The sequence below is a fragment of the Paenibacillus sp. SC116 genome, from assembly GCF_024733555.1.
Taxonomy (GTDB): Bacteria; Bacillota; Bacilli; order Paenibacillales; family Paenibacillaceae; genus Paenibacillus_B.
This window is the reverse complement of sequence record NZ_JANIOF010000001.1, coordinates 1,487,099-1,505,544: the sequence shown is the minus strand read 5'-3', so window position 1 is coordinate 1,505,544 and position 18,446 is coordinate 1,487,099. Positions and strand designations below refer to the sequence as shown.

The 18,446-nt window shown below is 43.6% G+C and carries 16 protein-coding genes and 1 tRNA gene; 13 read left to right on the top strand and 4 right to left on the bottom strand.

What is annotated here, in order from left to right; all coding sequences use genetic code 11:
- Positions 1-161 precede the first annotated feature (161 nt).
- The gene (locus NQ117_RS06625) at positions 162-974 is read left to right on the top strand and encodes a hypothetical protein (protein WP_258277189.1); all 813 of its coding nucleotides are present in this window, start codon (positions 162-164) and stop codon (positions 972-974) included.
- A gap of 108 nt (positions 975-1,082) precedes the next feature.
- On the opposite strand, the gene NQ117_RS06620 is transcribed toward NQ117_RS06625, so the two are convergent.
- Positions 1,083-2,603 carry an RsmB/NOP family class I SAM-dependent RNA methyltransferase gene (locus NQ117_RS06620; protein ID WP_258277188.1) on the bottom strand — a complete coding sequence of 507 codons (1,521 nt, stop codon included), beginning with the start codon at positions 2,601-2,603 and terminating at the stop codon, positions 1,083-1,085.
- A gap of 332 nt (positions 2,604-2,935) precedes the next feature.
- Between NQ117_RS06620 and NQ117_RS06615 the strand changes: the two genes are divergently transcribed.
- Positions 2,936-3,865, top strand: a complete 930-nt coding sequence (locus NQ117_RS06615; RefSeq protein ID WP_258277187.1) for an ABC transporter ATP-binding protein — start codon at positions 2,936-2,938, stop codon at positions 3,863-3,865.
- The gene (locus tag NQ117_RS06610) at positions 3,862-4,626 is read left to right on the top strand and encodes an ABC transporter permease (protein WP_258277186.1); all 765 of its coding nucleotides are present in this window, start codon (positions 3,862-3,864) and stop codon (positions 4,624-4,626) included. The genes NQ117_RS06615 and NQ117_RS06610 overlap by 4 nt, the downstream gene beginning before the upstream one ends.
- Before the next feature lie 141 nt (positions 4,627-4,767).
- Here the strand turns inward: NQ117_RS06610 and NQ117_RS06605 are convergent, their stop codons facing one another.
- Complete coding sequence (locus tag NQ117_RS06605; RefSeq protein WP_258277185.1) at positions 4,768-5,940, bottom strand: GGDEF domain-containing protein; 1,173 nt, start codon at positions 5,938-5,940, stop codon at positions 4,768-4,770.
- A 94-nt stretch (positions 5,941-6,034) separates the two neighbouring features.
- On the opposite strand from NQ117_RS06605, the gene NQ117_RS06600 reads away from it, so the two are divergent.
- The 4 genes from NQ117_RS06600 to NQ117_RS06585 all read left to right on the top strand — a co-directional run bounded on the left by NQ117_RS06600 (position 6,035) and on the right by NQ117_RS06585 (position 12,458).
- A complete protein-coding gene (locus NQ117_RS06600; protein ID WP_258277184.1) occupies positions 6,035-7,159 on the top strand; it encodes a glycosyltransferase family 4 protein in 1,125 nt (374 codons plus the stop codon).
- Positions 7,160-7,304: 145 nt separating this feature from the next.
- Complete coding sequence (locus tag NQ117_RS06595; protein ID WP_258277183.1) at positions 7,305-8,657, top strand: metallophosphoesterase family protein; 1,353 nt, start codon at positions 7,305-7,307, stop codon at positions 8,655-8,657.
- Positions 8,654-11,941, top strand: coding sequence for an AAA family ATPase (locus tag NQ117_RS06590; protein ID WP_258277182.1), 3,288 nt, complete (start codon positions 8,654-8,656; stop codon positions 11,939-11,941). Before NQ117_RS06595 ends, NQ117_RS06590 begins: the two co-directional genes overlap by 4 nt.
- 289 nt (positions 11,942-12,230) lie before the next feature.
- On the top strand, positions 12,231-12,458 hold the full coding sequence (locus tag NQ117_RS06585) for a transcriptional repressor (RefSeq protein WP_258277181.1): 228 nt from the start codon (positions 12,231-12,233) through the stop codon (positions 12,456-12,458).
- 136 nt (positions 12,459-12,594) lie between these two features.
- On the opposite strand, the gene NQ117_RS06580 is transcribed toward NQ117_RS06585, so the two are convergent.
- A complete protein-coding gene (locus NQ117_RS06580) occupies positions 12,595-13,719 on the bottom strand; it encodes a YkvI family membrane protein (protein ID WP_258277180.1) in 1,125 nt (374 codons plus the stop codon).
- A 276-nt stretch (positions 13,720-13,995) separates the two neighbouring features.
- Positions 13,996-14,589, bottom strand: a complete 594-nt coding sequence (locus NQ117_RS06575; protein ID WP_258277179.1) for a DNA uptake lipoprotein — start codon at positions 14,587-14,589, stop codon at positions 13,996-13,998.
- A 229-nt stretch (positions 14,590-14,818) separates the two neighbouring features.
- Here NQ117_RS06575 and NQ117_RS06570 point away from each other — a divergent pair, with 229 nt between their 5' ends.
- The 6 genes from NQ117_RS06570 (at position 14,819) to NQ117_RS06545 (ending at position 18,178) form a co-directional block, all read left to right on the top strand.
- Positions 14,819-15,145: a hypothetical protein gene (locus NQ117_RS06570; RefSeq protein WP_144988237.1), complete on the top strand. Its 327-nt coding sequence runs from the start codon at positions 14,819-14,821 to the stop codon at positions 15,143-15,145.
- A 129-nt stretch (positions 15,146-15,274) separates the two neighbouring features.
- On the top strand, positions 15,275-15,505 hold the full coding sequence (locus tag NQ117_RS06565; protein WP_258277178.1) for a hypothetical protein: 231 nt from the start codon (positions 15,275-15,277) through the stop codon (positions 15,503-15,505).
- Between the two features lie 143 nt (positions 15,506-15,648).
- Positions 15,649-16,059 (top strand): TFIIB-type zinc ribbon-containing protein, encoded by a 411-nt coding sequence (locus NQ117_RS06560; protein ID WP_258277177.1) that lies wholly within the window; start codon positions 15,649-15,651, stop codon positions 16,057-16,059.
- A gap of 81 nt (positions 16,060-16,140) precedes the next feature.
- Positions 16,141-16,491 (top strand): carboxymuconolactone decarboxylase family protein, encoded by a 351-nt coding sequence (locus NQ117_RS06555; protein WP_375163026.1) that lies wholly within the window; start codon positions 16,141-16,143, stop codon positions 16,489-16,491.
- 192 nt (positions 16,492-16,683) lie between these two features.
- A tRNA-Leu gene (locus NQ117_RS06550) sits at positions 16,684-16,770 on the top strand.
- 367 nt (positions 16,771-17,137) lie between these two features.
- The gene (locus tag NQ117_RS06545) at positions 17,138-18,178 is read left to right on the top strand and encodes a CAP domain-containing protein (RefSeq protein WP_258277175.1); all 1,041 of its coding nucleotides are present in this window, start codon (positions 17,138-17,140) and stop codon (positions 18,176-18,178) included.
- Positions 18,179-18,446: the final 268 nt, after the last annotated feature.

Here is an 18,446-nt window from a genome sequence, read left to right as displayed (position 1 = left end):
GCGGCGGAACTTCCGTCATTCGGCATATCGTATCATATGCTTATATCACGTCTCGGTATGGGCGATTGTCTAAGGTGTTATGTAATTGGGCGCATGTCTAACGGTTTAGCAAGGCATGCTAATGTTGATAAATCATTGTCAGAATAAGCAGGAGGTTATGTATGTATCGCTTAGAAATGAGACCGGACTTTGTAACCGCAGGGGCAGAAGCCATCGATATCCTCATAGATGGCATATATACGGCATCGTTGCTCGTGATGTATAGAGAAGGGAGCAGGTTGTGCAGTACGCTCATTATAGATGAAGATGTGCTAAGCTCAAGTGAGATAGAGCAGCAATTGGAACAGGAAGTTGAGCGCTATATCGATCGATTGTCTGATGCGCTAGACGCTGAGCAGCGAGAGTTGCAAGTCATTAATGGGAAGTATTCGCGAATTGTAAGTTCTTCTGTTGAGACATCGTGGGAGGAAGAATGGGACCATGAACAAGAAGGGTATGAAATTGATGATGAATATGTCATCGATGATGAATATCAAGAGAGCCACACAGACGATCGGATAGTTGTGCAAGATTCTTCAACGCTTAAATTAGCGGCAACCAATCAAAGGTTTCAACAAGATAGAAGGAATCACGGCAATTACCACGAATTAGCTATCTGTCCCCCACATCCAAGCGAGGCTCTTGGCATCCAGATCATTCTCGCAAGAGATGATGGAGATGCACTACTGTATGATATTTATACGGAGCAAGGAGGTTCGCTTCCTGTAGGTTTAGCAACGATTAACACGGAAGGTGAACAGTTATCGGGATTTATTGATTTTAGAGTTCCAGGTACAGGACGTGAGCGACATTATATCGGAGAGTCGATCGTGCATGAGTTGGCAAAGGAACAATCATTTACAGCACTTCATCTGAATATGATGTTCCGTGATGAGATTATCGATGACGCATTATTTTATGTAGGAGAAAATTAAGAAGAGGCACTATACACGAAATGTCCATTACATAAGTGTATACGTTGAAGGATGATACAACGAACCGTAGCTGTATATGTGGCTCCGGTTCGTTGTATATACATGAAGCTAAAGTAAATAGCTTGCACGTAATCCTTTTGGATAATGGTTCTTAATCATACCATTAGCTGATTTACCCCAGCTGATTGGCAATCCGTCGATGGAGACAAGTGTCCAGCCTTTCACCACTTCGTTGCTGTCAGCTTGTACATCTTGATCGAGCAGCAACGCTTCACCATTCAAGTATTTTAGTATCGCTGCTGCGTCTGATACCGTTGACAGCTGAATAGACGATGATGCAGCTGTTGGTTCTAGCAAGGATAGTGCTAACGCGTGAGCTGGCTCAATACGCTGTTTAAGCACATGGGCAAGATGCAGGCCTGGACGTGGTACACGCAGTCCATTTAACTTCCCTTCCAGCCAGTTGCTTTGGTCAGAACTGAAATCGGCTGGCGCAGGGAGCCAATACAGTTCTTCGCCAAACAGAATCGGCTTGCCGGACATAGGAGTTTGCCAATTCGGCATATACTCACGAGTCCATTGCACAAACTGTTCATACACAGCTTCAGCATTCGAAGAAGACGGGTGGTTTTTTCGACCAGTTGATTTCTTGTGTTTCCCTTTATTCACCTTTTCTAGGCGAGTTGAAGTAGCACCGAATGAGTACGACGTCATAGCAACGGAACCTGAAGTAGTCGAGCTTTCTGTTGTATCCTCAAGATGGCCAGAACGACGCAATACCGCTACATAATGGCCTTCTCCGCGCTGTTTATGCGGCCATATCCGCTCTTGCTGCACAAGCGTAAAGTCTGGATAACGATCAAGCCAGCGTTCAATCGTTTGCTCATTTTCCGCATAATTAAACGTACAAGTAGAGTAGGCTATCGTGCCCCCGGGTTTTAGCATGTTAACTGCTGCTTGAATGATGTCCCATTGTCGATTGGCGCACAATGTCACGTGTTCAGGGGACCACTCTTGGATTGCGTCTGTATCTTTGCGGAACATGCCTTCACCAGAACAAGGTGCGTCCAGCATAATGCGATCAAAGAACATTGGAAAACGTTCTGCCAATGAATCTGGATCGGAGTTGGTGACGATTGCATTCGAACATCCCATCCGTTCCACGTTGCTCGCTAATATTTTGGCACGCTCTCGGTGTATTTCATTTGCGATAAGCAATCCTTCACCTTGTAGGCGGCCTGCAATATGCGTCGTTTTCCCACCTGGTGCAGCAGCTAGATCGAGAACGATTTCGCCAGGCTGCGGATCGAGCAGCTGTACTGCGGACATAGCAGACGGTTCTTGAATGTAATATAATCCTGCCGCATGGTACGGGTGTTTGCCCGGACGTGTGTTGGGGTCGTAATAATAACCTTCGTCACACCATGGTACCGATTGTAGGGAAAAGGCGTTTATTATAGGCTCTAGTGTCGTTTTATGCTGTTCCCACTTAAGTGGATGGATGCGCAGCCCATAGGTGCGTTCTTCATAAAAGCTTTTCAGAAATGCTTCTGTTTCTTCTCCCAGCATACTTTCCATTTGCTGTTTATAGGATTCCGGGAGGGTGGGTTGGGTATTGATGTTGGTCATACTCGGGTTATTGCTCCTTTTAGTTAAAATCAGATGACGGCTGTGTAGGATGATTATGCAAGCTTTAATGGTTATTAGATAAGCTCACCTGAGTACCGAGTACTCGCTTGAACCATCATTTGTTGTGCAATACTACTATGTATTAGTGTACCGAACGTTGGCGGTTGCATGCAATGTTCTAACAGAATCCAGTTTCTTAAGATATTGTAACGAAACTAAGCAGCTATTGAAACGTAAGGACATAGTGTTCATTACGCGGATGTTAATCATGTGTGTTAACAGCCGTATCGCGAATATTGGATACAGATATAGATGAAAGGGGTCAACAAAAGATGAATGATATCGTAGTGGAACTGCGAAATATCACCAAAAAAATTCGTGGAAAAACACTAATCGATCAGCTCTCCTTCCAGGTGAAGCGTGGAGAAATTTATGGTTTCTTGGGCCCTAACGGTGCCGGAAAGACAACTACCATTCGAATGATGGTCGGCTTAATGAGTATAACTTCAGGTACCATTCTCATAGAGGGACATGATGTAGTCAAAGATCGGGCTAAGGCGATGGCTCATGTTGGGGCGATTGTTGAAAATCCAGAGTTGTACAAATTTATGACAGGCAGACAGAATCTTCTGCACTTTGCGCGCATGAGCGGAAAAGAAGTTTCTCAATCGCGTATTGATGAAATCGTAAAGTTTGTAGAGCTGGATCAGGTTTTGGATAAAAAGGTGCAAAATTATTCTCTAGGCATGAGGCAGCGTCTCGGAATTGCACAAGCGCTGCTGCACCAGCCATCTATTCTTATTTTGGATGAACCGACAAACGGTCTTGATCCTGCTGGAATTCGAGAGCTGCGGGATTATTTGAAGCGTCTAGCTAGGGAAGAGAATATTTCTATTTTGGTATCTAGTCACTTGTTGTCTGAGATTGAACTTATGTGTGATCGAGTAGTAGTTATCCAACATGGTAAATATGTAGGCGAACAAATTCTTGATACGAAGCATGTAGAAGAACAGCAGACGACGCGCTCTATTCAATTCCATGTAGAGCAGGCAGAGGCCGCTACACAGGCGTTGGAGGGGACTTCCTACGAGCCTGTACAAGTGGACAATAACGTAGTGACGCTTACACTCACGCGCGATCAAATACCTGAAGTTGTAGAACTCTTCGTTCGTCATCAAGTCAAGATTTATGAAGTTCGCTCTATTGCGGAAACATTAGAGGACAAGTTCTTGTCGATGACGAAAGGAGGACACATTCAATGAGTTACTTTACAGCATTAGTGCGGAATGAATGGATGAAGATAACGAGCAAGAGACAGCTGCCATACTACCTTATTTTCTTGCTTATTGTTCTAGCCGCTGCGATTGGCCTTCAGTTATGGTTTCAATCAGAGGGTAGTAGTGAAGTGGGCAGTGTTGGATTTACTTCGGTTATTTTTGAAATCACGAGTGTGTTTACAGGTATTTTCTCCATCGTCATTGCATCGCAGATCATTACAGATGAGTTCAAAGATGGAACGATTAAGCAATTGCTGATTAGACCTGCTAGCCGAACAACGATTTTAATGTCTAAGTTAGTTACGATTATTTTAGTCGTCTTGTTCGTTAATTTCGCTATGTTGATTGTAACGGCGCTTGCCGCGTTTATCTTATTTGACTCTTCTGTTGGCGGAATTAATTTGTTGTGGGAGGGAACCATTCTTCCATTCTTTTTGACTTTGCCAAATGAATTGTTTTATATTTTTGTAGCGTTCACAGCAGCTGTATTGACAAGAAGCTTAGGACTTTCAATTAGTATTGCCGTTATATTGAATTCGTTGGCAGGAATGCTTAGTATGTTTATTGATGAAAAGCCATGGTACAAGTATACGGTGTTTCCGCATCTGGATTGGAGTCCGTATTATAAAGGAGAACCACCAATCGAGGGTGTCACATTTGGCTTTTCATTCGGTATCTATGCACTGTACATGTTAGCGCTGCTTCTTGTCTCCATCTTGGTGTTCAAAAAGCGTGATATTCAATAATTCAATAATAGTTAGCTCGAATGTAAGACTCGTAACTGAGAAATGAAGAGATGAAAAACCTCCAGATCCACTGCATTGGTGGAAATGGAGGTTTTTCGTTGTTATATGTATGGTGTCGGAGTTATTGTATGAAAAATGACTTTAATATGTACTTAGAGGTGTAATTCTGCCTTCAATGTCTTGATAGCAAGTAACACGATTTTTTCCAGTTTGCTTGGAATGATACATCGCTTGATCTGCTTCTCGTACGAGTTCCTCGATCGTTTGCCCTTTAATCAGGGAGCTGTAGCCGATGCTTATCGTAGAACCCGTTTCTTCTTCGATTCGTGATCGAATTTGTTCTGCGATATGTGCGGGATGAAGCTGTTTCTGCTTATGCTGCACAAATGCAATGATTTCTTCTCCGCCAAATCGTCCAGCCAAACCGAAATCATCTACTTCATCTCTGATGATTTGGGCAACTTTTATTAAAACTTCATCTGCTACGAGATGGCCTTTCGTATCATTGAGGCGTTTGAAATTATCAATATCACAAAAGATAACGGATACTTTTTGGCCCTTGGCTGTATAATGATTCATTCGCTGATACATAAAACGGCGATTGTACAAACCAGTTAATCCATCGGTAATGGAAGAGCGGTACGTGGTTTGTAAATTTTCGATAATTCGTTCAAAGAATATAAACAGTACGATTGTAAAATAAATTAATATCATAAACAGCTTCGTAATAAGCAGTGACTCACTCTTCCCTTCGTACCACAATACATTAATAAATATAGTAAGCAGTACGCCAAGGTAGGCAATGATAGCACAGGTGTAACGAGTGCGTTGGTTGATTTTTGGTGCGATCCACCTGTAACATAATAATGCGATGAGTACTTGATAAATAATAAGCGGCCATGCTGTAATCTCGATATAGCTGCCATCAGGAGAGAGCAGTAAAGATAAGTAAGAGGTGATCGGTACACCTAGAAATAAAATCGTGAAACGCATGCGCATCTTGCGATTAAAGCGTTTGTATAGTCGTAAGATGGCGACATTTATCATTAAGAAAGATGTCATGAATAAGACGGATCTTCCTGCGCCGAGCACTTGCTGTGTCGGGTTGTCCAGAGCCGAATCATTAATAATCATTAAGCGATCCAGCGCCATAATGACAACGGATAGGAAAAGTAATATATAAGCATTTGAACGTTGTTTCATATACAGGCGAAAAGCCATCAGCATCATTATGAGCATGATATATAGGTGACACATACTCGTTAGCGCGATGACATCGCTATCTGTGAACAACAATTTCACATTCTCGTACATGGGGGCACTCCTAATATTGTACTTTACTGTTATTTAACTTCTAATATATTATAAACGATGGTGTGTGAAATGCGAAGAAAAAGGAGGGGCACCTATGAAGATTTTGCAAGCTTTGTTCTTCCCGCCTGAACAGCCTGGCGGCGTATCCTCCATGATTCCTCACTTATTGGAGCGATTTCAGTCCTCTAACTGGTCAATGGAGCTATTCTCATTGCCTAAACGCATACGTGGTAAAGGTCAAGATAGTGTTGAATTTGAAACGTTTAATTGGGAGAAGTATGAAAGTTCTCCTGTCGTTCAGAAATATATACAAACCTATCGGGATTATATATGGTGGACCAAGCTGCGTATCCAGCAGCCCTATGATCTTATACATGCGCATCATCCGATCGCTGCTCTAGCAATGAAGCGGCTGTTCCCGGATATCCCGCTCATTGTGACGATTCATTCTAGTTATGAACAAGAGCTTATTTTAAATGAGCATATTAAGCCAGGAAGCAGTGAACATCAATTTTTAACATCGATCTATAAAGAACTGGAAGCGAAAGCGGATAAGATTATGACCGTGTCAGAGTCTTTTAAGGCTTATTTGACACCTTATGTCCAACAGCCTGAACAGATTGGAGTACTGTCTAATGGCTTTGATGAGAAAAGATTCAAGCCTATTGCCCATGATAACGAGGTTCCACAGTTAATTACGGTATGTCGTCTAGTTCCCGCGAAAGGGATAGATGTTCTGCTGCATGCTTGTGCAGAGTTGAAACGTAGAGGTTATCCGTTTGTTCTTCATATTATCGGAGACGGTCCGATACGAAAGCAATTGGAAGAGATGGCTGTTGAACTAGAAATTTACGATGAAACGATATTTTACGGCTACATGCTTCATCCCGAAGAGTTCATGCCGTTTTCCGATATATTTGTTCTGCCGTCTCGTGCAGAAGCGTTTGGTTCTGTATTTGCAGAAGCTGCCCTTTGCTGGTTAGCGTTGGTGGGGACCAATGTGGGCGGCATTGGAGAACAAATCGAGGATGGCGTAAATGGCTTGCTCGTTCCTCCTAATGATGTTGGAGCTTTGACCAATGCTATGGAGCGAATTATAACGGATTCGTTTTTCCGCTATGAATTGGCTAGAACAGCATGGTCTAAGGCGAAGCAGGTGTATTCCTTATCGCGTGTTGTGCACGAACTGAAGCAAATCTATCTTGCATATAGAAAGTAAATAGCGGTTAGTTTATCGAAAAGAGATTGGTAAGAGATAGAACGACAAGGTAAATATGCTTGTGTTTAAAATAAGCCGATGCATGGCGATGCATCGGCTTATTCGTTATACTAGAGAGAAAGTATGTTCGTAAGGAGGCCTGCCAATGAGCAGAATGCTGCGATTTATCCATGCGGCAGATCTTCACCTTGATAGTCCCTTGCGTGGGCTGCAAACCCTGCCGGATGTGCTGCAAGAGCGATTGGAGCAAGGTGTGTTCCGAGCGTGGGATCGGCTTGTAGACTTGGCGATCCAAGTGGAAGCGGATGCGGTTTTGCTAAGTGGAGATTTGCATGATAGCACTCATCGTTCGTTAAGGGCGGTATGGCGGCTAGAGCGTGGCATGAAACGGCTATCCGATAAAGGAATAGCTGTGTTTATTATACATGGTAATCACGATCCATTGACGGAAGAAGATACTTGGTCATGGCCATCTGGGGTAACTGTTTTTGGTACAGATAAGCCCTCCTGTCATTTGATATACAATCGATCTGGAAAGCCTGTTGCTGTCGTAACAGGTATGTCCTATGGGCAAAAAGCAGTCTATGACAATATCGTTATGCACTATCCTGAACAGCCAGAGCATCATGCGAAGGAACATCAATTGCAAGTGGTTGGCAGTATGGACGATGGAAATGTGATGCCATCGTCAGAGCGATTGTATCGTATCGGCATGCTTCATGGAACGGTTGATGGACGTGCTGAACATGACCCGTATGCTCCATGTTCACGAGGGGACTTGATTCGAAAAGGTTATGACTACTGGGCACTGGGGCATATCCACAAGCGAGAAGTGATACAGGAACAGCCTTATATCGTATATGCCGGTAATATTCAAGGTAGGCACATAAAGGAAAAAGGTGCGAAAGGCGTTTACGTGGTAGACGTACTAGAGGATGGGGCAACCGAGCTTGTTTTTCACCCGTTGGACGATGTTCGATGGTTTGATGAAAGCTTATCCCTACAAATGATCGAGACGAAACAGGACCTGTTGGAAGCTATGTTTGCCTTGGTAGAGGAAGTGCGTGGAACAGACCGATTGAGCTGTGTTCGGCTGACATTGACTGGTTCATCGGAGCTGCATACAGAACTGAAGCGTGGGAGATTGGCAATCGAGCTGGAAGAGGCGTGGAGAGAGGCAGAGCGTCTTCGGTTAGAAGAAGGGCTTGATGCGGTGTGGCCCATTCAGCTTCGTGTACATAGCCAAGCTGTAGTTGACATGGCAGCTTGGAGGGAATCAGAATCCTTTGCAGGTGAGCTCATCCGAATGACGGATATAGTATGCGAGTCTGATGATGCGGTTGAAGAACTTATACAGGAAGCATTGCTGACCTTAGGCGGGAATCTTAAGCTGCAACAATGGTTGGGAAGTCAGCCTGTCGAAGTTCGGCGTAAATGGCTGGAAGAAGCATTGATAGTGGCGGTCGATATGCTGCAGGGAGAGGAGCAGCTGACATGAGGATTGAACGTGTGGATATAGAGCGACTTGGGCATTTATACAATAGGTCCTACTCTTTTTCGTCTTATGGCTTGACGGTTATTTTGGGCCCAAATGAGTCGGGAAAAAGCACAATAACAGATGCGATAAAAATGATGCTTTACGGTAGGCCAAAACGAGCCTCAGATCGATATGGCTTAGCTGGTGAGCAAGTGTTTGCAGGACGAATGGAAGCAACTGATGCTCATGAGCATAGATGGCTGCTCACTCGGTCCAGCAATAAGGCAGACGGGGGCACCGCCATTCAAAGGTTGGGCGATGATGGAGCGATACATGAGCTGCGCCAATCGGATATGGAACGGGAACTGTTAGGCGGCGTACATCCTGAATTGTTCGGTCGTCTTTTCGCGATTTCACTTGATGAGCTGCACGCTGTACATACGCTGCAAGGAGATGAGCTGCGTGCATTTATGTATGACAGCGGCTTTCAGGCAGGTCGTTCTGTCGTATTAAGCGAACAGTCTTTGCAGCAGGAGCTGGACAATCTGTACAAGCAGCGAGGACGCACGCAGCCGATAGCAGTCACTTTGAATAACTTAGATCGTGTGTATAAACTGAAGCGGGATGCGGATCGATTGCAAGGGAAGCTGCAATTGCTTTATGAGGAGCAAGAACAATTGAAACAGCTGCGATCTGCTTTGCATGATGAAAATACACAGTGCAAGCAGGAAAACGGCTGGACAGAACGAGCTCTTCATATTTCGGATGACTGGGTTCATTTCCTTTCGATAAAGGCTCAACTCGCTGACTTGCAATCTTCCGCATCATGGCATACAGCTTGGGATGAGCGATGGGATGCATTCGTTCGTGAGCGTGAGCGATTAGAGCTTCGTGAAGAGCAGCTAGAACGGGATAAGCAGAGTAACATGCTGGAGTTAAGGAAGTTGTCTCCACGCAAAGAAGTGCTGCAGTCTGCCGTTGAAGTGAAGCGATTGGTCAGCATGGTCGAAACGGTAAGGCATTGGGCGGATTCTGCACGTGAACTAGCACAGGAGGCAGATAGCTGTGAAGCGGAACTGCAGTTGCTGGCACGACAATCCGGTGCTAACTGGACAGCAGAACAGCTCTATGAGAGTGATTGGCCCTATTCACTGGGACATGAAGTTGAAAGTATGCAGTTGGAATCTGAACGTGTTCTTAGAGATAAGCATACTGCTTCCCAAGAGCATGCTCGCAAGATGCGGGAATACAGTGAGCTGACAAGCGGCTTTGAACAAGCGGAGTTGGCATGTGAAGGACATAGGTCGGCAGGAGCTGCAAATAGCGGATGGTCACCTGCAGTTAGCGAAATCGATCGTATACAGCGCTCATGGGCCCAGTTACAGGATGCAGAAGAGCGGTTGCTCCATTATTCGAATTCGATGGCGTCCGAAAGTTTTGGACAACATGAAGCTGCACAGGATGATGGAAGCCTTTCTTATCGAGGCAGTCGAGCTGCCCGTAAAAGTAGTAAGACGGACCAGTCGTCGAATCGTATGACAGCATTTATTTTAATGTTGATGGGTACTTGTACAGCTGTTGTACTGGGATTTAACGGGTTGTGGTTAGCAGCGGGCGTGCTATTTATTATAGGTATCGTTGGAGCTTCTATTTCTTTGTTCGTATTGGGGGAAAAGAAGCAGGAACTTTCTGAGCGTTCGTCTGTGCAAACAGATGCCTCACATGCAGACACGGCGCAGCAGATTGCTGTCATCAGAGAAGAGATTGTGAAAGGTTTGAAACCTGTTCTAGCTATTGTTTCTGCTCAGCATCATGGTGAGCGAAAAGAAATAATTGTTCAATCAGCGTGGCAAATGGTGTTGGCGTGGCAGGAAGAATGGCTGCGGTTGGAACGTAGACGACAGTTGTCTGCCGATGAGGTTGAACAAGCAGAACGCCGCATCCGCCTATCTGCTCAAGAAGTAGAGGCTGCTATTCACAACGTGGAGCTTCATAATCAAGTATGGCAGACGTGGCTTCAAGAGCACGCGCTGCCAGAATCGTGGAGTTCTGCAAATGTGCAGGAGCATTTGCGGCGCGTTGAACAAGCGATTCAGCTTCACCAGCAGACACTTAGGTTGCGTGAACGTGAGCGTCGATTGTGGGAGCAAGTTCAATCCTACTGGGATGAGTGTAATCGCATTATGGAACAATCCCATCAAGCATTACAGGCGGCAGGCGAAGAGTATGCAACGAGTGTGGACGGTGTGGATATCACCAACGGCTTTAAGCTCTTTCTTTCTGTACCATTTGACAGTAAGCGATGGATTGAATTAAGGGAGATTCTATTTTCTTCAATTGCCCGTTTGCAAGAGCAGATGGAACAAGAAGAACAGACATTTGTTGCGTTCCGTCAGCTTGAACTACAGCGCCGTGAGCTCGAATTCAAATATGAAGGACTGCAAGTTGAACGAATTCAAGCATCCCATATGCACCAGCAATTATGGGATGAGGCCGGGACGTCAGGGGAAGATGAGTTTCTTGCTCTTCAACGTCAAGCGGCAGCGTATAGGCAATTGCGTATCGAATTGCGCCAAGTAGAGGCAATTTGCTATCGTGGTGGTACCGAGGCAGAATTCATCCCGATAGAAGCGCTGCTTGTAAAGCATGATAAGCAAGCACTTGCGCAGAGGGCGGATATGCTTCTGGAGCAAGTCCAGCGTCATGAAGAGCAGCAGCGTGAAGTAGAGCGGCAATTTGGCCGGGTTCAGCAGGAGATCGATAGTTTAAGACAGCGTATTATGAAGGAGCATATTGTTCAAGAGCAAGCCTCACTAGAAGCGAAGCTTGATGCACAGGCTGAACGATATGCGGTTCATGCCCTTGCGAAGACGTTGATAAGGCGCACACGCAAACGGTATGAAGAGGAGAAGCAGCCACTTGTGTTTCAACGGGCGAGCCATTATTTACAGCGGATGACGGAAGGGCGATATGTGCGAGTGCTGACGCCATTTGGCAGTGCATCCATCTCTGTTGAGCGTGAAGATGGGAAATTGTTCGACAGCTTGCAATTAAGTAGGGGAACTGCGGAGCAGGCATACTTGGCCATGCGTTTTGCTTTGGCAGATGGTATGTCTGAACGTACGGCGCTTCCCTTTGTGTGGGATGATATATTTGTGAATTTTGATGAAGCACGACTTCGTGCGACATTAGCTTGTTTGCCGGAACTGCTTGTTCGTCATCAAGTAATCTGGACAACTTGTCATCCTCATATGGTGGACGTGCTGTTAGATATTGTACCTGATGCTCATGTGTTGAACGTATAAGGATAAAACGGCATATAGAATCAGTCTCAGGACAAGTCTATTGAAAGAATAGACTTGTCCTTTTAGTTTTGTTTTTAAATTAGAATTATTATTGATAAGTTAATGAGGATGTGTTATCTTATAGTAAGAATAAAATGATAATAATTATCATCTAATAATAAATATGTTTGTGTGGCTTATAAGTATAGTCCATAAAAGCAGTAGTTGGAACTTTTTCGGCTGAGGCTACGGCTGAACGAGATGATAAGGTGATTCATAATCAAGGTTAACAATGATTGGAGGAATTCCATTGACGAAAAGGCAAAGTATTGTACTTTCAATGCTGAAGCGTACATGGTCGCCAACAACGGCAGTAGATATTTATACAACGCTTCATAAGGAGAACCGGCATGTTTCACTATCTACGATATATTTGAGCCTGAAACTATTCGTAAAAGAAGGCTGGGTAGAAGAGATAGATGGCGAAGGGTCATCGAAGTATTATGTGGTTAACGGAGAATCGTTGATTGGAGCATAGAGTTTAAAACTAATCACTCGAACATGTTTGTATAAGGGACGAAAGACGAGTTGCGGAGGAGCAGGCTTGGGAGATTTATTATATATGGTAAGCCTGTCGGGTTTGTGTCCTGACAGGCTTTTTATATATAAAAGGTTTAGTATCGATTGAACGGGTTGAATTTAGAACGTAGTAGTTTGATTGAAGTACCTGACCCCCGCATTAAGTCAGCAGGTGGCGCTTGAGGGATCGTTTCCGGCTTAATTCGGATGAGCAGATACATCCATAAAATACTAAACATGCCGAATACGGGGTATAAAAATGCTACTAGCGGTTTAAATCCGAACTGGCTCATAATGAAGCAGAATAACATTAATCCAGCGATAACGAGCTTAGGAGGCAGCTTGAAGCGCTGGCGAATTTGCAAGGAAACGCCGTAGACATCGGCGAGAAAAGTAGTGAATATTTCTGAGAATATAAGCACGATGTATACGATCTGGATAAACATGCTGAGTCCATCTGCAATATGGCCCATTGGAATATCATATTGCGTGATGCCTGGCATGTGGGCAGATAATGCGAAGTGTCCAGCAAACAGCATGCCCCCTATCATTATGCCGCCTATCCATCCTCCCCAGCGAATGACTTTTTCATCTCGCATGGAAGCACCTAGAGGTACGAGAACGGCTTGAGCCATGGCTAAATTAAAGGCGCTATAGAGAATAGGGGCAGACCATGCAGCATAGAGAGGTTTGTCACTGATTAACATAAACGCATTTGAAGTGCTTGGCATCTCAATCGTATCCCATAATATAAAAGCAGTAAAAATAAGCATTGTGGGTACAACGATAGAGTTTAAATGCACGATCGCATTCATTCCTCGATTCAGTACGAAGTAGGCGGCAATCATAGTGAGGAGCAGTCCCGTCTGGTAGTGCATATTTAGATGCTCCACGAAAATAGACCCGGCACCAGCCAACATAACTCCATTGACGCTTATAAGTACGATTAATGTAAACATGCTAATATGCTTTCCTGTTCGTTGGCCAAACAAAGCGATATTGACATCTTCATAGGATTGAGCCTGAAGACGATTGGCGATGAGCATAAGCTTTGTGCCAAGCCAAACAAATAGGATGCTTGCTATAAATATCGTGATCATGGCTAATCTGCCATAGGACGTAAAGAACTGGACGATTTCCTGCCCTGTTGCAAACCCAGCACCGACTACGGTCCCGATGTATGTGAATGAGATTTGCATAATCCGAAGTAATGACTTCATAGTGGGGTGACCTCCTTGAGCTATGTTGTACTTGTCCGAAGCAAGCTCATGATTAGATGTATGCCAGAAAGTAGTTGGACATGACTTGAAAAGGGACAAGAATAGCTATCTTGACTAGTGAACGGTTATGCAAGGAGGAACAGAGGCGTTAGTAAGCAGCGGTTAAAAAGATCGCAAAAAAACCTCCCGAGCGCTGATGAGGTTCGAGAGGGTTGCTAATAGAATGAATGTATTAACATCTTATAAAGTACAGAATAAGATGAGTTACTTGAATGATTAAGCGGGATGAGAAAATAATTTAACGGATTGGATAATCTGTGTCTTTGGATCGAGATCTAATCGCAACAAAGCATCGTCTCCTGCATAACTCCATACGTAGCCTGTATTTCGATCAGGCTTACCAAGGACTTTCTCAGCAGTGCCTTGATGGTCGCCTACTTTAAGCCCTTCGATACCTGTTGACTGCCCTGCGCCAGATACTTCAACGAAAGCGATATGCCCGTTTTCCATGCATCCAACTGTATATCCTTCATATTCCCATATTTCGATCTTAGGTGTGTCATCCATAATAAACTGTGCTTGTGGCTGTCCCAATTGTTTGGCGATTTCTTTCTCCGTGGAGGTTAAAGATAATCCTAAAAGCTTAGGTGAATTGCGATCGAATGGGTCACCTTCTTGTTGCTTGTCCTTGGGCGTTGTTGTGGATGTAACGTTATTAGATTGAGATTGAGACGAAGGATTATTTGAATGGTTGTCCACTTCTTGACTATGTTTGCTTTCTTGTTCAACTCGACATCCTGCTAGTATGCTAATGATGAGCGAGAAAGTCATGAGAACAAGAAGGGTACGACGCCACTTTCGCATCATCATGTTTGCCTCCCTTAACCGCCACGCGACGGATCTATCCTATATTACCCTATATCGAAGAATAGAATCAAATATAGGGTAAATGGTCTGTTGTATATTGCATGTGATAAACCCTATATCGTTTTAGACGCATAATTCTCCATTTTGTTGCAGAAGAATAGCAATTGTTTACTTTTCTCATTGCGCATTGTTGGCATATAATAATAAGTAAGCAGGAGAGGGGGCTGAGCAAATGGTTCAGGAAACAACCGTTCCATTTATGCAGGGTAAAGTGTCAGAGGCTAAGGTGCATTTCGAACGAGCATTAGATTGCAAACACACAGAATTCGATGATCTGTATCCTTATATGATAGAGCATCCCCAGTTTTTTTGGTACAAACGATACGTGGCTTGGTCAGAGCTGCTGACAATTGTGAAGTTGTGCCAGGAGTTAGATGTACCTTGGAGACATCTGTTCAGTGTACAGCAAGCGGAATACGTTGATAAACGTGTGATGTCGGCAAAAGTGCTGGATTACTGGTTTGAGAAGAATGATACACGGGAACATGTTGGACATTAATAGCTAAAGCATGTTTGAGAGGCCTGTGGAGCAGAGCGTTATGTGCTCGACAGGCCTTTAAGCATATATATTCAATTGCATTCGCCTGGAAATTATCTTGATGGTTAATGAGAAGAAGGAGCTTTTATAATGGATGAATTGACGCTGAATCAGTATCGCAACGATGGGACTTTTGTTCGTGTCGTAAGAGATTTTTTAGAGATAAACGATGTAAAAGGGTATGTGGTAGCTTGGGATGACGAAACGGTTATGATACGTAGGCGGAATAGGCGCGTTGTGAAATTAAAGCGGAGCTATTTCATCCAACGTATGGATGAGCCAAGACAACTGCCGCCTGGCTTATTAGAGGAGCTTGATTAATTCATATCGCTGCATTCGATGATGAACTCTATTCGTAGAGCATCAGGCATAATAAGCGCGAGCCTTGTGGGGGTATTTTAGGTTGTGGTAAATTAAGGGTGTAAGATTACGCTGATTGTATTTACCTTTAAGGAGGCACATCCATGAAATGTCCTGTATGTTCTGATGTTCGTATGCGTGAAGTTGAGAAAGAAGGCATTCTGATTGATGTATGTCCAGATTGTAAAGGGGTATGGTTGGATCGGGGCGAGCTGGAGAAGCTAATGAACGGCGTGCGAGAATTTCGCGATGAGTATAACACCTATGTTCAAAATTACCCTCCCAACTATCAGCAGCCTAACGGCGGCTATGTACAACCGAATACGTCCTACAATGCTGGAAATGCTCCAGTTCCACCAAATCAATATAATAATCAACAGCAAAGCAAATATGATTCGCATAAATACGGCCAGCAAAACTATGGACAACATTCGTATGGGCATTCCAAGCATTATGGGCATAAGCACAAGAAGCCGAAGACTGTATTCGATGTGCTGGGAGATTTATTCGACTAATCAAGCATAGCGACAAATGTTTACGGACAAGCTAAGGCGTACCCTTCTTCGGGTTCACCTTAGCTTATTTTTTAGGAGTAGATGCAAATGTCTAATGGGACTAGTAAAGTGACACTATACAAAAACGAAATTTCTCACCTAGAGAGCGTATTGCCTGATATCGTGAATGCCTATCATTCTTTTACAGCAGCGTGCTTTCAAGAGGGAGCATTAGATAGGAAAACGAAGGAGCTTATTGCGTTAGGTATAAGCCTATTTGCCAACAATGAAGTATGCACGCAATATCATGTTCGTGAAGCTAGACACAAAGGCGCTTCAGATGCAGAGGTATTGGAAGCAGTGGCGGTTGCAGCTGCTCTTGGCGGTGGACATGCGTTATCCCAGGGAGTAACAAGAGTGCAGGAAGCTTTACGAGCTGTGGAAAATGAATAGCTGTAAGCACGGAACTTGTCCATTATTTAGGGCAAGTTTTTGTTGTTTTCTGGTTGGATGAGATGAGCTGCTGAGAGGGAGAGTTTGATTGACTTCATATATTGCGCATGGTATATTATTACTTGTGATTGATGTTATTAACAAAGTATATGAATCTACTTCATGTACACGATAGCATATATTCTAGAATATGCAGTTATGGCGGAATTGGCAGACGCGCTAGATTCAGGTTCTAGTGCCCGCAAGGGCGTGGAGGTTCGAGTCCTCTTAACTGCACCATACATACACATGTTAAACCCTTGCGCAGCAAGGGTTTTTTGTTATTATTTATATAATCAATCTACGAAAAAGGAAATGAAGCAGATAAGCCTGAAACGAAGCCGGCTTAAAATGAAGGTGAGTATTCCCTCTGAGAAACAACTACACTAGCAAGAAATGATATAGCGCACCTTAACATGCATGAAGATTAAAAAAGGTCCTTGAGGTAGCTTAACAAGCTGCCTTGGGGGCTTATTTATATTCATAATTGAATATAAATAAATAGGAACACATCCTCATGACAATTTTGTAATAACCACGTATAGTAGAATGAAACAACTGAGGGAGGTTGTATGACAACATGCATGCAAACAGGAGAGATACATCTATGGAGCAACCACGCCAATCAAAGCCTAAGCCATTCAAAAATAAAGTAGCAGCGGTACTTGCGTTCACGTTATTATCCGGAACTGTTATGCTGTGCGGTACTCCTGCAATAAATACTGTAGAAGCAGTAGCTATGCCAGTTAGCAATCTTGCTGTGAAGCAGAGTATGAATAAATCTGTAGGCAAAACAATTGCTCGTGAAATGACATTACAGGGCATATCGATTGGAATGACAGAAGCACAGCTTGTGAAGAAGTTGGGGCAGCCTGCACGCAAGGATACAAGTGAATACGGGTTCAAATGGTACATATATAACAAAGATTATAAAAAATATTTGCAGGTTGGAGTAAGTAACGGGAAGGTAGTCGGGCTTTATAGCAATTCTACTGGTTGGACGTCCAAGAAGGGGATAAAGGTTGGCACGTCACGTACTCAAGTTGAAAAGCTATACGGGAAGCCGATTAAGGAGATAAAGAAAGGAAATACGATTTATCGATATAACCAGGTGCCAAACTCGGCAATCTATGCGGTGGATAATACGTACACGACTGTCTTTTATGATAAACACCGTAAAAATATCGTAACGGCTGTTCAAGTTATAGACAAGCAGACAGAGCTGGCATTCAAAAGTTTCCACGGTAAACCAAGCAAAGAATTACAGCAAAGCTTTGAACGCCAGTTGGTAGACTTAGCTAATGCATTTCGTGCTCAAATGGGTAAGAAACCATTTAAATCGGACGCAAGTATTGCCAACACAGCACGTAAGCATAGTCAAGATATGATTAAGCGTGACTTTTTCGATCATAAAAATCCAGATGGAAAGTCACCTTTTGATCGTATGGATGATGATAACATCAACTATACTGCGGCAGCAGAGAATATTGCGGCAGGACAGACGAGCGCTATCATTGCTCATGAAGGCTGGATTAATTCAAAAGGACATCGGGAAAATATACTTGGAGACTTCGCGCGCTTAGGTGTTGGAGTAGCATTTGGCGGCGATATGGAAGTATTCTATACTCAAAATTTCTATACACCTTAATTAAGCTTGAAGCCGCTCCTTACGGGGCGGTTTTTTGTTTGGACAATTATACCGTATAAGAAAGTAGATCTGAATAAAAGAGGATCAAGTATACTAGACTTTGAGAATAAGATCCATTTTCACAAATTACCAAATAAATAACAAAAAGATAAGAATTTACTTCAACCTTATCTCTCCCAACGGTTTGCCTTTTTTAGTAAGTGAATGATTGTTGAGATTCCAATATTTATGACTTGTTCCTAAACTCTATCAGATGCATGATCGCAAG

Coding starts and splice junctions, on each gene's coding strand:
- NQ117_RS06570 (WP_144988237.1), top strand. CDS start 14,819: ATGGTTCAGGAAACAACCGTTCCATTTATGCAGGGTAAAGTGTCAGAG.
- NQ117_RS06580 (WP_258277180.1), bottom strand. CDS start 13,719: ATGAAGTCATTACTTCGGATTATGCAAATCTCATTCACATACATCGGG.
- NQ117_RS06555 (WP_375163026.1), top strand. CDS start 16,141: ATGCAAATGTCTAATGGGACTAGTAAAGTGACACTATACAAAAACGAA.
- NQ117_RS06590 (WP_258277182.1), top strand. CDS start 8,654: ATGAGGATTGAACGTGTGGATATAGAGCGACTTGGGCATTTATACAAT.
- NQ117_RS06605 (WP_258277185.1), bottom strand. CDS start 5,940: ATGTACGAGAATGTGAAATTGTTGTTCACAGATAGCGATGTCATCGCG.
- NQ117_RS06560 (WP_258277177.1), top strand. CDS start 15,649: ATGAAATGTCCTGTATGTTCTGATGTTCGTATGCGTGAAGTTGAGAAA.
- NQ117_RS06625 (WP_258277189.1), top strand. CDS start 162: ATGTATCGCTTAGAAATGAGACCGGACTTTGTAACCGCAGGGGCAGAA.
- NQ117_RS06615 (WP_258277187.1), top strand. CDS start 2,936: ATGAATGATATCGTAGTGGAACTGCGAAATATCACCAAAAAAATTCGT.
- NQ117_RS06610 (WP_258277186.1), top strand. CDS start 3,862: ATGAGTTACTTTACAGCATTAGTGCGGAATGAATGGATGAAGATAACG.
- NQ117_RS06565 (WP_258277178.1), top strand. CDS start 15,275: ATGGATGAATTGACGCTGAATCAGTATCGCAACGATGGGACTTTTGTT.
- NQ117_RS06600 (WP_258277184.1), top strand. CDS start 6,035: ATGAAGATTTTGCAAGCTTTGTTCTTCCCGCCTGAACAGCCTGGCGGC.
- NQ117_RS06545 (WP_258277175.1), top strand. CDS start 17,138: ATGGAGCAACCACGCCAATCAAAGCCTAAGCCATTCAAAAATAAAGTA.
- NQ117_RS06595 (WP_258277183.1), top strand. CDS start 7,305: ATGAGCAGAATGCTGCGATTTATCCATGCGGCAGATCTTCACCTTGAT.
- NQ117_RS06575 (WP_258277179.1), bottom strand. CDS start 14,589: ATGATGATGCGAAAGTGGCGTCGTACCCTTCTTGTTCTCATGACTTTC.
- NQ117_RS06620 (WP_258277188.1), bottom strand. CDS start 2,603: ATGACCAACATCAATACCCAACCCACCCTCCCGGAATCCTATAAACAG.